The organism is Pseudomonas sp. DWP3-1-3b3 (assembly GCF_049896305.1).
Classification (GTDB): Bacteria; Pseudomonadota; Gammaproteobacteria; order Pseudomonadales; family Pseudomonadaceae; genus Aquipseudomonas; species Aquipseudomonas azotoformans_A.
In genome coordinates this window covers 283,563-296,704 of record NZ_JAFCUA010000006.1, presented here as the reverse complement: position 1 = coordinate 296,704, position 13,142 = coordinate 283,563, and the positions used below count along the sequence as shown (strand labels likewise).

Annotated in this window: 13 protein-coding genes; 3 read left to right on the top strand and 10 right to left on the bottom strand. The window is 61.9% G+C overall.

The window, feature by feature from the left end:
- Position 1 precedes the first annotated feature (1 nt).
- From hfq to ACP7BX_RS20380, 6 genes are all read right to left on the bottom strand, one after another.
- Positions 2-262, bottom strand: coding sequence for an RNA chaperone Hfq (gene hfq, locus ACP7BX_RS20405; RefSeq protein WP_016976904.1), 261 nt, complete (start codon positions 260-262; stop codon positions 2-4).
- Between the two features lie 94 nt (positions 263-356).
- Entirely contained in the window at positions 357-1,328 is a 972-nt protein-coding gene (miaA, locus tag ACP7BX_RS20400; protein ID WP_426129233.1) for a tRNA (adenosine(37)-N6)-dimethylallyltransferase MiaA, read from the bottom strand.
- Positions 1,328-3,244 carry a DNA mismatch repair endonuclease MutL gene (gene mutL / locus ACP7BX_RS20395; RefSeq protein WP_426129235.1) on the bottom strand — a complete coding sequence of 639 codons (1,917 nt, stop codon included), beginning with the start codon at positions 3,242-3,244 and terminating at the stop codon, positions 1,328-1,330. The genes miaA and mutL overlap by 1 nt, the downstream gene beginning before the upstream one ends.
- The gene (locus ACP7BX_RS20390; RefSeq protein WP_033898464.1) at positions 3,244-4,665 is read right to left on the bottom strand and encodes an N-acetylmuramoyl-L-alanine amidase; all 1,422 of its coding nucleotides are present in this window, start codon (positions 4,663-4,665) and stop codon (positions 3,244-3,246) included. The genes mutL and ACP7BX_RS20390 overlap by 1 nt, the downstream gene beginning before the upstream one ends.
- Before the next feature lie 15 nt (positions 4,666-4,680).
- A complete protein-coding gene (tsaE, locus tag ACP7BX_RS20385) occupies positions 4,681-5,151 on the bottom strand; it encodes a tRNA (adenosine(37)-N6)-threonylcarbamoyltransferase complex ATPase subunit type 1 TsaE (protein ID WP_426129237.1) in 471 nt (156 codons plus the stop codon).
- Positions 5,139-5,999 (bottom strand): NAD(P)H-hydrate dehydratase, encoded by an 861-nt coding sequence (locus ACP7BX_RS20380; protein ID WP_426129239.1) that lies wholly within the window; start codon positions 5,997-5,999, stop codon positions 5,139-5,141. The genes tsaE and ACP7BX_RS20380 overlap by 13 nt, the downstream gene beginning before the upstream one ends.
- A 63-nt stretch (positions 6,000-6,062) precedes the next feature.
- On the opposite strand from ACP7BX_RS20380, the gene queG reads away from it, so the two are divergent.
- Positions 6,063-7,127 (top strand): tRNA epoxyqueuosine(34) reductase QueG, encoded by a 1,065-nt coding sequence (gene queG / locus ACP7BX_RS20375; RefSeq protein WP_426129241.1) that lies wholly within the window; start codon positions 6,063-6,065, stop codon positions 7,125-7,127.
- Here queG and ACP7BX_RS20370 read toward each other — a convergent pair.
- Together ACP7BX_RS20370 and orn are read right to left on the bottom strand one after the other, a co-directional pair.
- A complete protein-coding gene (locus ACP7BX_RS20370) occupies positions 7,124-7,738 on the bottom strand; it encodes a trimeric intracellular cation channel family protein (RefSeq protein WP_028615507.1) in 615 nt (204 codons plus the stop codon). The genes queG and ACP7BX_RS20370 overlap by 4 nt on opposite strands.
- Positions 7,739-7,801: 63 nt before the next feature.
- Complete coding sequence (gene orn / locus ACP7BX_RS20365; protein WP_426129243.1) at positions 7,802-8,344, bottom strand: oligoribonuclease; 543 nt, start codon at positions 8,342-8,344, stop codon at positions 7,802-7,804.
- Positions 8,345-8,452: 108 nt separating this feature from the next.
- Here orn and rsgA point away from each other — a divergent pair, with 108 nt between their 5' ends.
- Positions 8,453-9,484 carry a small ribosomal subunit biogenesis GTPase RsgA gene (gene rsgA / locus ACP7BX_RS20360; protein ID WP_033898469.1) on the top strand — a complete coding sequence of 344 codons (1,032 nt, stop codon included), beginning with the start codon at positions 8,453-8,455 and terminating at the stop codon, positions 9,482-9,484.
- A 51-nt stretch (positions 9,485-9,535) separates the two neighbouring features.
- On the opposite strand, the gene motB is transcribed toward rsgA, so the two are convergent.
- Both motB and motA read right to left on the bottom strand, forming a co-directional pair.
- Positions 9,536-10,555: a flagellar motor protein MotB gene (gene motB, locus ACP7BX_RS20355; protein WP_314524869.1), complete on the bottom strand. Its 1,020-nt coding sequence runs from the start codon at positions 10,553-10,555 to the stop codon at positions 9,536-9,538.
- A gap of 3 nt (positions 10,556-10,558) precedes the next feature.
- Positions 10,559-11,410 (bottom strand): flagellar motor stator protein MotA, encoded by an 852-nt coding sequence (gene motA / locus ACP7BX_RS20350; RefSeq protein ID WP_016976894.1) that lies wholly within the window; start codon positions 11,408-11,410, stop codon positions 10,559-10,561.
- Between the two features lie 166 nt (positions 11,411-11,576).
- On the opposite strand from motA, the gene ACP7BX_RS20345 reads away from it, so the two are divergent.
- Positions 11,577-13,112, top strand: a complete 1,536-nt coding sequence (locus tag ACP7BX_RS20345) for an HDOD domain-containing protein (RefSeq protein WP_426129246.1) — start codon at positions 11,577-11,579, stop codon at positions 13,110-13,112.
- Positions 13,113-13,142: the final 30 nt, after the last annotated feature.

Sequence of the window (13,142 nt, the reverse complement as noted above, 5' to 3'; positions counted from 1 at the left end):
ATCAGGCGTTACCTGGCTCAGCGTCAGCTGCTTCATCACCGGCGGCGCTAGGCAGACGGATTGGACGAACAGGGACGACTGTCGAGATAGCGTGCTTGTAGACCATCTGGCTGACGGTATTTTTCAGCAGGATCACGAACTGGTCGAACGACTCGATCGTGCCTTGCAGCTTGATGCCGTTGACCAGGTAGATGGAAACCCCCACTTTCTCTTTACGTAAAGTATTCAAGTAAGGGTCTTGTAGCGAATGCCCTTTTGACATGTGCCGCACTCCTTTAAGGATCAATAATAAAAAATCGGAAAATAGATAGCTTATGGCCGTCACACCCCCAAGGATAGACGGCAATTGCAAGGACTCAGCTCAATATGGAGACCGTTCCCAAGTATTTCAAGGCGCGTGACAGATTGTCGCTGTCCAGGCTGTCCAGCCAGTGCAAATCGCTCCAGCTGCGCAACCAGGTGAACTGGCGTTTCGCCAATTGGCGCGTGGCAATGATGCCGCGCTCCTGCATTTCGGCTGACGTCAGCTTGCCATCCAGATGATCCCAGACTTGGCGGTAGCCTACAGCACGTATCGAAGGTAACCCTGGATGCAGGTCACCTCTGGAACGCAGAGCTACGACCTCGTCCACAAACCCCTGTTCCAACATAATTGTGAATCTTTGTGCAATTCGATCATGCAGCACCTGGCGATTTGCCGGAGCGATGGCCAGATTCGCCACAGTATAGGGCAATTGTGACGCGCCAGATGCGCCTGCGTCAGCACTTTGCGCACTTTGTTTCAGGCGATGTTCAGTCATGGTCTGCCCGCTCACGCGCCAGACTTCCAGGGCGCGAGTGAGGCGCTGGGGGTCATTGGGGTGAATGCGCGCGGCGGACACCGGGTCCACGGCGGCCAACTGGTCGTGCAAGGCTTGCCAGCCAAGGCGTAGAGCCTCTTCTTCAAGCTCGGCGCGCACCTGGGCGTCGGCCGGCGGCATATCCGCCAGGCCTTCCTGCAAAGCTTTGTAATAGAGCATCGTGCCGCCCACCAGCAGCGGAATATTGCCCCGTGCGGTGATGTCGGCCATGGCCGCCAGGGCATCGGTGCGGAAATCCGCGGCCGAATAGCTCTGCGACGGGTCGATGATGTCGATCAACTGATGCGGATATTGGGCTAACAGCGCTTTGGAAGGCTTGGCCGTGCCGATGTCCATGTCCCGGTAAACCAGGGCAGAGTCGACACTGATCAGCTCGCACGGCAGCACCTTGGTCAGCTCGATGGCCAGGTCGGTCTTGCCGGCGGCCGTGGGGCCCATCAGGAAGATCGCGGGGGGCAAGGCACTCATCAACGGCCGCGCAAGAACAATTTGTCCAGATCGTCCAGGCCCATCTGGGTCCAGGTCGGTCGGCCATGGTTGCATTGCCCGCTGCGTTCGGTGTTTTCCATGTCGCGCAGCAGACCGTTCATTTCCGGCAGGGCCAGGCGGCGATTGGCGCGGATGGCGCCGTGGCAGGCCATGGTGCCGAGCAACTCGTTGATGTGCGCCTGGATACGGTCACTGGTGCCGTATTCCATCAGGTCCGCCAGCACGTCAGCGACCAGGCGGTTGGCCTCGGCCTGCTTGAGCAACGCTGGAATCTGGCGGATGGCCAGGGTTTCCGGGCCCAGGCGCTGCAATTCAAAGCCCAGCTTCTGGAACACACCGTGGTGCTCCTCGGCACAATCGGCCTCACGCTGACTGACGGCCAGGGACTCCGGCACCAGCAGCGGCTGGCCGCTGAGGCCTTCGCTGGCCATGGCGATCTTGAGGCGTTCGTACATGATCCGCTCGTGGGCGGCGTGCATGTCCACCAGCACCAGGCCATGAGCGTTTTCCGCCAGGATGTAGATACCCTTGAGCTGCGCCAACGCGTAGCCCAGCGGCGGGATATCTCCGCCACCTTCCGGCAAGGCCACAGGCGCGCCCGGCTCGGCACCCGGCAGCGGCGCGAAAAACTCGCGATAGGCCGCCTGGGCCTCAGCTACCGGTACTGCTGACTGCGGGCGCGGCGTGTATTGGTATTGATAGCCTGAGCCGGCGCCAGCATTCGGCGCGGTATAGGCAGGTTGCGACTGCGGCGATTGCAGTAGGTTGGCCGCCAGGCTCATTTCGCCCTGGGGGCCAAACTCACCGGCTTGCGGGCCACTCGGGCGGACCACTGCCGTCACAATCGGCGCAGACAACTGATCATCCGGGCGCACATCACCCAGGGTGCGGTGCAGAGTGCCGTAGAGGAAATCATGCACCATGCGCCCATCACGGAAGCGCACTTCGTGCTTGGTCGGGTGCACGTTGACGTCCACCACCGACGGGTCGACCTCAAAGAACAACACAAACGTCGGGTGACGCCCGTTGAACAGCACATCGCGATAGGCCTGGCGCACCGCGTGGGCCACCAGCTTGTCGCGCACCGCACGGCCGTTCACAAAGAAGTACTGCAAGTCCGCCTGGCTGCGGGAGAAGGTCGGCAAACCGACCCAACCCCACAAACGCAGGCCATTGCGCTCGATTTCAATCGGCAGCGCCTGCTCCAGGAAGCCCGGCCCGCAAATCGCCGATACCCGGCGAGCACGCGCGGCGTCATCGTGGGCTTCGTGCAGGCTGAGGATGGTCTTGCCGTTATGCCGCAGGTGAAACGCCACATCGAAGCGGGCCAGGGCCAGGCGCTTGATGACTTCCTGCAGGTGATCGAATTCGGTTTTCTCGGCCTTGAGGAATTTGCGCCGCGCAGGGGTGTTGAAGAACAGGTCGCGCACTTCCACCGACGTACCGACGGGATGGGCTGCCGGCTGGACCCGAGGCGCCATGTCGCGACCTTCGGTTTCCACTTGCCAGGCCTGCTCGGCGCTGCGGGTGCGGGACGTCAGGGTCAGGCGCGCCACAGAGCTGATGGACGCCAGGGCCTCACCGCGAAAGCCCAGGCTCATCACCCGCTCAAGGTCTTCCAGGTCGCGAATCTTGCTGGTGGCGTGACGGGCCAGGGCCAGCGGCAGGTCGTCGGACGAGATCCCGCTGCCATCGTCACGCACGCGCAGCAGCTTGACGCCGCCCTGTTCCACGTCGACATCAATGCGCTTGGCGCCGGAGTCGATGCTGTTTTCCAGCAGCTCCTTGATCACCGATGCCGGGCGCTCCACCACCTCGCCCGCCGCAATCTGGTTGGCAAGGCGCGGGCTCAGCAGTTCGATGCGTGAGCCGTTATCCAGGATCGAATCGCTCATTACTGCGCCGCCAATTCTGTGCCAGGGATGGTCAATACCTGGCCGACTTTCAATTCATCGGTCTTCAGGTTGTTGGCGCTGCGCAAGGTCGCGGCCGATACCTGGAAACGCACGGCCAGCATGGCCAGGGTGTCGCCGGGCTGTACGCGATGGTCGCGCGGGCCCTGGGCGATTTTCCCGGAGTCACGCAGCCAGGCGATGTAGGTGCCCGGTGGCGGATTCTGCTGGAAGAACTGGCGCACACCGGCACTGATGGAACGCGCCAGCGCTTGCTGGTGGCTGGCGCTGGCCAACTTCGAGGCCTCGTTGGAGTTGGAGATAAACCCGGTCTCCACCAGGATCGATGGGATATCCGGCGACTTCAACACCATGAATCCTGCTTGTTCCACGCGCTGTTTGTGCAGCGAGGTGACCCGGCCGATGTTACTCAGGACCTTCTGGCCCACGTTCAAGCTGGACGTCAGCGAAGCGGTCATCGACAGGTCGAGCAGTACGCCGGCAAGCATTTTGTCTTTGTCATCAAGGGAGACGTTACCCGCCCCGCCGATCAAGTCGGAACGGTTTTCACTGTCGGCCAGCCAGCGGGCGGTCTCAGACGTCGCGCCGCGATCCGACAGGGCAAACACCGAGGCGCCAAAGGCTGCGGTAGAAGGCGCGGCGTCGGCATGGATCGACACGAACAGGTCAGCACCTTTCTTGCGGGCAATTTCGGTACGGCCGCGCAGCGGAATGAAGTAGTCGCCGGTGCGGGTCAGCTCAGCGCGGTAGCCTTTCATCGCGTTGATCTGGCGCTGCAGTTCACGGGCGATCGCCAGCACCACGTCTTTCTCATGCTGGCCGCGTGAGCCGGAAGCGCCCGGGTCTTCACCGCCGTGGCCGGCGTCGATCACCACGATAATGTCACGCTTGCCGGCGGGAGCCGGTGGCGGCGGAGGCAGCTTGACCTGCGGTTGCGACGGGTTGACCGGCACCGCCGGGACAGTCGCGACGCTGGGCGGCGGTGCAGGCGGCGGGTTGGCATCGGCGGCATTGTCGAACAGGTCGACCACCAACCGGTTGCCGTACTGGGCGTTGGGCGCCAAGGAGAAGCTTTTCGGGGTCACGACCTTTTTCAGGTCGATCACCACACGCAGGTCGGTCGGCGTGCGCTGGGCCGAGCGCATGGCGGTAATCGGGGTATTGGCAGTGGACACTTTCAACGGCGCGGCCAGGGTCGCGCCGTTGATGTCGATCACCAGGCGATCAGGCGCCGTCAGGGTAAAGACGCTGTGCTGGACCGGGCCAGACAGGTCGAACACCAGTCGCGTGTTATCCGGCGCTCGCCACAGGCGAACACTTTTCACCTGTGAAGCAGCCAGAGCATTGACAGTCATTGCCGCAAGCAACACCCCCACGACAGCAACCAACGCGCGAAAGCGCATACCTAACCCCACCAATTATTTGAATTCCAATGCCAAAGCGGCGCACCACGACTGGCCGCGCGCGCTCTGGGGCAACAACTTCAACTGACGTCCATGCTGATGCGGCGTAATGGTAATGGTCATGTCAGGCTTTGGCAAAAAGCCTGTGCCTTTATCTGGCCACTCGATCAGGCACAACGCATCTTCATCGAAGTAATCCCGGATCCCCATATATTCGAGCTCTTCGGGGTCCACCAGACGATAAAGGTCAAAGTGGAAAGCGCGCACTGCACCGATCTCGTAGGGTTCTACCAGGGTGAACGTAGGGCTTTTTACTGCCCCCGTATGGCCCAACCCTCGGATAATGCCTCGGGATAGCGTGGTCTTGCCCGCACCCAAATCACCTTCCAGAAAGATCAGCCCTGCACCGGCCGTCACCTGCGCAATGCATTGCCCGAACGCAACCATGGCTTCTTCATCGGCCAGGAAAAGGATTACTTCAGACACGGCGATTGCTCCTCCAGCAATTGACGAATGGCGGGTATCAAGTCGCTGGCAGCCAAGCCGCGACCAAAGGTGCCCTGGCGATCGCCCGCCGTGGCGTGCAACCAAACCGCCAGGCAGCTTGCCTCATAGGCCGGCATGCTCTGGGCCAGCAACGCACCCACCAGACCGGCCAGGACATCACCGAGCCCCGCCGCCGCCATCGCCGGATGGCCTTGGTCACACCGTGAAACACGCCCGTCCGGACTGGCAATCAAACTGCCAGCACCCTTGAGGATAGCCACTGCATTGAATTTCTGAGTCAACGCGCGCGCCACCTTAAGACGATCGGCCTGAACCTCGGCTGTCGAAAGGCCCAACAACCGCGCAGCCTCCCCCGGATGCGGGGTGATCACGCTGTTGGCTGGCAAGCTGATGCCGCCATTGGCGAGCTGATTCAAGGCGTCGGCATCCCAGACTTGCGGCTGCTTGGCGTTGGCGGCGACGGACAGCAGGCTTTTGCCCCAGGACGCCTCACCCAGCCCAGGCCCGATCACAATGACCGAGATCTTTTCCAACAAGCCCATCAGTTGGTTGGCCGAGCTGACGCCGACGGTCATGACTTCCGGCAAGCGGGCCAAAGCGGCTGGCACGTGTTCCGGGCGCGTCGCCAGGGACACCATGCCCGCGCCACTGCGCAAGGCACTTTCGGCGCTCAGCAAGGCGGCGCCGCCAAAGCCGCGGTCACCGCCAATGACCAACAGGTGGCCAAACTGGCCTTTATGGGCGTCCGGCGAACGGGCCGCCAGTTGCGGCAAATGGCCGTGCAACAGGGGCTGTACGTCGGTTATTGCGTGTTTTGTCTGCGGCATGCGTCTTCAAGCTCCGATGTCTGGCAGAATTATACGCATCTAACCTGTGGTTTCCCGTGTCTCATGCCTGCTATTACGTCCGATCTGCCCGCCCTCGCCCAATCGATCAAAGACTGGGGCCGCGAGCTGGGCTTTCAACAAGTCGGCATCAGCGGCCTGGACCTCGCCGAGCATGAGCAGCACCTGCAACGCTGGCTCGACGCGGGCTACCACGGCGAGATGGAGTACATGGGCGCCCATGGCAGCAAACGCTCCCACCCCGACGAACTGGTGCCGGGCACCTTGCGTGTGGTGTCGCTGCGCATGGATTACCTGCCGGGCGACACGCAAATGGCCCAATTGCTGGCCAAGCCGGAAAAAGCCTATATCTCGCGTTACGCCCTGGGCCGCGATTATCACAAGCTGATCCGCAAGCGCGTGCAGCAGCTGGCTGACCGCATCCAGGCGCAGATCGGCCCGTTCGGCTTTCGCGCCTTCGTCGACAGCGCGCCCGTGCTGGAAAAAGCCATCGCCGAAAAAGCCGGGCTGGGCTGGATCGGTAAAAACACCCTGGTCCTCAATCGCAAGGCGGGCAGCTATTTCTTCCTGAGCGAACTGTTTGTCGACCTGCCGCTGCCGATCGACGCCCCCCACAGCACCGAACACTGCGGCCGCTGCACGGCTTGCCTGGACATCTGCCCCACTAATGCCTTCGTCGGCCCCTATGTGCTGGACGCGCGACGCTGCATTTCCTACCTGACCATCGAGCTGAAAAACGCGATCCCCGTGGACCTGCGCCCCCTGATCGGCAACCGCGTGTTCGGCTGCGATGACTGTCAGATCGTATGCCCATGGAATCGTTTCGCCCGCTCCACCGCCGAAAGCGATTTCAAACCGCGCCACAACCTGGATAACGCGGAGCTGGCCGAACTGTTTATGTGGGACGAGGATAAATTCCTCAGCAGTACCGAAGGCTCACCGCTGCGTCGTGCCGGCTACGAGCGCTGGCTGCGCAACCTGGCGGTGGGCCTGGGCAATGCGCCGTCGAGTATTCCGGTGCTGGAAGCCTTGAAGGCGCGCCGGGATTACCCGTCGGAGCTGGTGCGCGAACACGTGGAATGGGCGCTGAACCAGCACGCTAAGCGCTAGTGCACGTCGTCGTTGTAGACGAACTTGGGCATTTCCCAGTGAAAACGGATCGCCAACAGCCGCAATAGAAAGCCGCTGAACAGGGTCAGCAGGATCGACTGCTCGCTGGGCAGTTCCAGATAAAGGCAGAGCATGTAGAACCAGGCGGCGAGGAACGACACGCTGGCGTACAGCTCGCGGCGGAAGATCAGCGGGATGTCGTTGCAGAAGATGTCGCGCAGGATGCCACCGAAAACCCCAGTGATCACACCACTGACCGAGGCCACCAACATGCCGTGGCCCATCTCCAACGCGGTCATGCAGCCGATCAGGGTGAAGGCCACCAGGCCCACGGCGTCCAGCGCCAGGAACAGCGAGCGCAGGCGACGCATCAGCGGAGCAATAAAGATCGTCACCAGTGCGGCAATAGAGGTCAGCACCAGGTACTCCGGGTGCTTGACCCAGGTCAGTGGGTAATGCCCGAGCAGCACGTCACGCACTGAACCGCCACCCAGCGCTGTCACACAGGCGATCAGCACTACGCCAAACCAGTCCATGCCGCGTCGCCCGGCCGACAGCGCGCCGGTCATGGCTTCGGCGGTGATGGCGATGAGGTAGAGCATCAGCAGCATGAGGGCGATCCTTGCATTGAGGCCGGCAGTCTAATCATTTGCTGACGGCACCAAAAGGGGGCGTCACGCTTTGATGAAATGCTTGCGGTAATGCTGCAACTCGGCAATCGACTCGCGAATGTCATCCAGCGCCAAATGCGTGCTGCCTTTATGGAAGCTGTCTTTGACTTCCGGCGCCCAGCGCGCGGCCAGCTCTTTGAGTGTCGACACATCCAGGTTGCGGTAATGGAAGTAGCTTTCCAGCCCTTTCATATGGTTATAAAGGAAGCGACGGTCCTGGCAGATGCTGTTGCCGCAGATCGGCGACTTGCCCTTGGGCACCCACTTTTCCAGGAAGGCGATGGTCTCGGCTTCGGCCTCGGCCATGCTGATGCGGCTGTCGCGCACGCGCTGGGTCAGGCCGGAGTTGCCGTGGGTGCGGGTGTTCCACTCATCCATGGTGGCAAGGACGGCATCGCTGTGGTGGATGGCGATCACCGGACCTTCGGCCAAGGTGTTGAGGTTGCTGTCGGTGACAATGGTCGCCATCTCGATGATGACGTCGGTATCGGGGTTCAGACCGGTCATTTCCAGATCGATCCAAATCAGGTTCTGTGGGTTTTGCATGGCTTGATTCTCTTGGCACCTTGGCGTAGCTGCGCAGTTTAGCAGGCGGGGGCGTGCTAGACTCGCGACCGTTTTACCCAACCTTTGCATTATCGACACGGAACACCAATGGCCAAACGCCAGCTCAACCGTCGCCAAAACTGGCGCATCGAAAAGATTCAAGGTGAACGCGCCGCTCGCGCCGCCAAACGTGAATCCTCCGCCGTGGAAGCGCTTGAAGGCGGCGACCTGGGTCCTGAACAAACGGGCCTGGTGATCGCGCACTTTGGTGTGCAGGTCGAAGTCGAGGCGCTCGAAGGCGAACTCGCAGGCCAAGTGTTCCGTTGCCACTTGCGCGCCAACCTGCCTGCCCTGGTGACCGGCGACCAAGTGGTCTGGCGTGCCGGCAACCAGGGCATCGGCGTGATTGTCGCCCAGTTGCCACGCACCACCGAACTGCGCCGCCCGGACAGCCGTGGCCAGCTCAAGCCAGTGGCGGCCAACGTCGACATGATCGTGATCGTGTTCGCGCCACTGCCCGAGCCCCATGCCAACCTGATCGACCGCTACCTGGTCGCAGCCGAGCATGCCGGCATCCGCCCGCTGTTGCTGCTGAACAAATTCGACCTGATCGACGAGCAGAACGCCCCGGCACTGAATGCCCTGCTGGCGGTGTACCGCACGCTCGGCTACCCGGTGCTGGAGGTTTCGGCGCATCACGGCAATGGCATGGAACAGCTGCAACAGCAGTTGGACGGACGCATCAGCGTGTTTGTCGGCCAATCGGGCGTGGGTAAATCCTCGCTGGTCAACAGCCTGCTGCCGGAAGTCGAAACCCGCGTGGGCCCGCTGTCGGAACTGTCCGGCCAGGGCACCCACACCACCACTACCGCGCGGTTGTTCCACTTCCCCGGCGGCGGTGAGTTGATCGACTCCCCCGGTATCCGCGAATTCGGCCTCGGCCACGTCAGCCGCAGCGATGTGGAAGCAGGCTTCATCGAATTCAACGACCTGATCGGCACCTGCCGCTTCCGCGACTGCAAACACGACCGCGAGCCGGGCTGTGCGTTGCTCAAGGCGCTGGAGGATGGGCGTGTGCAGCAGCAGCGGATGAATAGCTATCGGTCGATTATTGCGAGTTTGCCGGAGAGCAGTTACTAAACTGCCGAAACAACAAGGCCGCGATCATCGCGGCCTTGTTGCATGTAAAGCTTACGATCCCGTACTCGGCACCGTAGGATCCTTCACCCCACCATCATCAAACAAGTTCAGCTTCTGACGCAGTTCATGCGCCGGCAACGGCTCCTGCCCCGGTGGAATCGCGTTCGGATCGGCCGGGACCTCTCCCGGCGCGCCTGCGCCTGGGGTAGGTTGCGGCGTCGGCGGTTGATCGCCTTCAATCGCACGCTGGGCCTTTTTGGTCAGCACCACGATATCGATCCGGCGGTTGACCGGATTGAACGGGTCTTGATGATCAAACAGCTGCGACGAAGCAAACCCCACCACCCGCGCCACTTGCGGGTCCGGATAACTGCCGGCAACCAGCGCGCGGCGCGCGGCGTTGGCGCGGTTGGCCGAGAGCTCCCAGTTGCCGAAATCGCCCTGGCCCGCGTATGGCTTGGCGTCGGTGTGGCCGCTGATGCTGATCTTGTTCGGCACCGCCTTGATGGTGTCGGCCATGGCCAGCAGGATGTCTTCAAAGTACGGCTTCAGGCGCGCACTGCCGGAGTCGAACATCGGCCGGTTGGCCGCGTCGGTGATCTGGATGCGCAAGCCTTCTGGCGTGATTTCAAAAGAAATCTGGTCCTTGAATTTCAGCAGTTGCGGGTTTTCTTCGACCTTGGTCTGCAGCTCTTGCAGCAGCAGCTCAAGGCGCTCCTGCTCGACCTGCTCAGCCATGGACTCGACGGTGTCGCGCTCGATCGGGATTTTCTCCTGGGGCGACTCGGTCTTGATCTCCGGGTTGATGGTGCGCTCAGGCGCCAATTGCGGCGAGCCACCCAGGTCGATCACGAAGGGCGTGCCGCTTTCCGAGAAACCAATCGGGTCTTTGAAGTAGCCGGCGATGGCGATCTTCTGTTCCGGCGTGGCGGTGGACATCAGCCACAGCACCAGGAAGAACGCCATCATCGCCGTCGCAAAGTCGGCGAAGGCGATTTTCCAGGCGCCACCATGGTGCCCCGCAGCGAAGCGCTTGACGCGCTTGATGATTATCGGCTGGTTGTTTTCCATGGCTTAGCGACCGCGAACCGCTTGTTCCAGCTCGGCGAAGCTTGGGCGATGTTTCGGGTACAGCACCTTGCGGCCAAACTCCACCGCCAGGGACGGCGGCATGCCGGAAGCCGAGGCAACCAGGCTGGCCTTGATCGATTCATACAGGTTGATTTCTTCCTTGGCGTCATGGGCCAGGGAGGTCGCAAGCGGACCGAAGAAGCCGTAGGCCGCGAGAATACCGAAGAACGTACCCACCAGTGCCGCACCCACGTGCATGCCGATGGCGGCCTGGTCGCCCTCGCCCAGGGACGCCATGGTCACCACGATACCGAGTACCGCCGCGACGATACCAAAACCCGGCATACCGTCAGCGATGCCGGTCACGGCGTGGGAAGGATGCTCCAACTCTTCTTTAAGGCTGAACAACTCCATGTCGAACAGGCCTTCCAGCTCATGGGGGGCCATGTTGCCGGAGGACATGATGCGCAGGTAGTCGCAGATGTAGGCGGTCATGCGCTCATCTTTGAGCACAGCCGGGTACTTGGCGAAAATCGGGCTGGCGGCGGCGTCTTCAATGTCGGCCTCGATGGCCATCATGCCTTCGCGGCGGCTCTTGTTGAGGATCTCGTAGACCAGCCCCAGCACTTCCAGATAGAACGTGTGAGTGAAGCGCGAACCGAACATCCCCAGCGACTTCTTGACCACGTGCATAGTCATGTAGCCGGGGTTGGCCTGCAAGAATGCGCCGAACGCCGCACCACCGATGATCAGCACTTCGAAGGGCTGGATCAACGCCGCAATTTTACCGTGGGACAGGACGTAGCCACCGAGCACACTTGCGATGACGACGATGATGCCGATAATTTTAGCCATAGGGGATGAGTACTTGCGCCGTCGGGTTCATGGACATATTGGGTGTAGCAGAAAACTCTTGTTCTACTTATCGGCAAAACTGCGCCAGACTATAGCCCGTTAAGGCGAAAAGCCAGTTCGGCCCGCTCCGGGCGTGTAGACCGCAAGTGATGATCGCGCCCCTATCATGGCTAATGAAACGACAGTCCCAAGTGCAAAACCCAACTCTCTCGCCGCTTGGATCAAGCGCCTGGACGATGTGCTGCTGCCTGTGCCCCAGGCCAGTCACGACCGGGTGTGCAAAGGCATCCGCGACAGCCGCAGTTCATTGCGAGATATTGCCGATCTGATGCAAAGCAGCCCAGCGCTCGTGCTCAGCGTGATGCGCGAGGCCAACAGCTACACCCATGGCAGCCTGGCGGAACCGGCGGAAAACCTCGAAGTGGCGCTCAACCGCCTGGGCCTCAAGCGCGCCGAAGAACTGCTGGCGCGCCTGCCTTCGGTGCCGGCCAATGAGATCCCCGTGGCGTTGCGCCAACTGCTATTGATCAGCCAGCACGCGTCGCAGCAAGCCAACGGTTTGTTCGGCAGCCGCCTGGCGCGACTGTGGCAGGACATTCACTGGGGCAGCCTGCTGTTTCTGTCGCCGCTGTGGCCGATGGCGGTCGCCTACCCCAAGCTCCTGGAAGAATGGGAACTGCGGGTGATCCACAAAGGCCAATCGGCCCGCGAGGTCGAGCAGGCACTGTTCGGCGTGCGCCTGCTGGACCTGTGCGTCGGCCTGACCGAAGCCTGGCACCTGCCGATCTGGGTGTCTCAGGGCTACAAGCTGCTGATGAGCGAGCAGCGCTTGCTGGTCAAGGCGCTGCACATCGCCCGCGAAGACGACCCACTGCGCCACCAGCAACTGCTCGACGCCGAACCCAACCTGCGCCGTTGGCTGAACCAACCGGCCAACACCGTGCTGCTGGCCAACGGCCTGGCGATGTCGGCCCAGGAATCCTGGACCTGCCCGCACACCGAACGCTGGCAACTCCTTACGGCGCTGTACCTGCAGCAGCCTCTGGGCGAGGTGCAGCAGCAGGTTCACCAACAGGCCGTCACCAGCGCCCGCACCACCTTGATGCCTGACCTCTGGCACCCGGCGCTGTCGCTGATCTGGCCGTGGCATGTGCAGAAGATTCATCGCGGCCTGCTTCCAGCGCCGCCGCCCACCGCCGAGGCCCTGGCCGTGTGGCGCAAGCGCTGCACCGAACTGCTGGTGGAACCGAGCCGCTTTGCCAACGCCATGCACCTGACCACCTGCGCCAAGGAGGCCCTGGTGGCCAGTGGCATGCAGCGGGTCATGCTGTTGATGGCTGACCGCGCCATGAGCACCTTGCGTGTGCACCAGGTCGATGGCCTGCCGAAGGATGCGGCCAATTTGTGCCTGGATGTGGTCAACAGCACGCTATTGCAGCGCTTGCTGGAAAAATCCGCGCAGGTGCGCCTCAACCCGGAAAACCACGCGCAGTTCTCGGCCTTGCTGCCGCCGATCCTGCGTCGCCTGTTCACCGGCGAACACCTGTTGCTGCGCTCGCTGAGCTGTAATGGCAAGGTGGTGATGCTGATGGTGGCCGACCAGGGCGGCGGACCGTTCTCGGAAACCACCGTGCAGGCCTTCGGCAAAACCGCCCAATGCATCGAGAAAGCCCTGCACTGCTTTACCAACCGCAGCGCCTGATGCTTGCGCTACAATCGCCGTCCTTTATCG

Coding starts and splice junctions, on each gene's coding strand:
- ACP7BX_RS20390 (WP_033898464.1), bottom strand. CDS start 4,665: ATGCGCTTTCGCGCGTTGGTTGCTGTCGTGGGGGTGTTGCTTGCGGCA.
- orn (WP_426129243.1), bottom strand. CDS start 8,344: ATGCAAAACCCACAGAACCTGATTTGGATCGATCTGGAAATGACCGGT.
- ACP7BX_RS20345 (WP_426129246.1), top strand. CDS start 11,577: ATGGCTAATGAAACGACAGTCCCAAGTGCAAAACCCAACTCTCTCGCC.
- hfq (WP_016976904.1), bottom strand. CDS start 262: ATGTCAAAAGGGCATTCGCTACAAGACCCTTACTTGAATACTTTACGT.
- motA (WP_016976894.1), bottom strand. CDS start 11,410: ATGGCTAAAATTATCGGCATCATCGTCGTCATCGCAAGTGTGCTCGGT.
- ACP7BX_RS20380 (WP_426129239.1), bottom strand. CDS start 5,999: ATGCCGCAGACAAAACACGCAATAACCGACGTACAGCCCCTGTTGCAC.
- miaA (WP_426129233.1), bottom strand. CDS start 1,328: ATGAGTGCCTTGCCCCCCGCGATCTTCCTGATGGGCCCCACGGCCGCC.
- rsgA (WP_033898469.1), top strand. CDS start 8,453: ATGGCCAAACGCCAGCTCAACCGTCGCCAAAACTGGCGCATCGAAAAG.
- queG (WP_426129241.1), top strand. CDS start 6,063: ATGCCTGCTATTACGTCCGATCTGCCCGCCCTCGCCCAATCGATCAAA.
- mutL (WP_426129235.1), bottom strand. CDS start 3,244: ATGAGCGATTCGATCCTGGATAACGGCTCACGCATCGAACTGCTGAGC.
- ACP7BX_RS20370 (WP_028615507.1), bottom strand. CDS start 7,738: ATGCTGCTGATGCTCTACCTCATCGCCATCACCGCCGAAGCCATGACC.
- motB (WP_314524869.1), bottom strand. CDS start 10,555: ATGGAAAACAACCAGCCGATAATCATCAAGCGCGTCAAGCGCTTCGCT.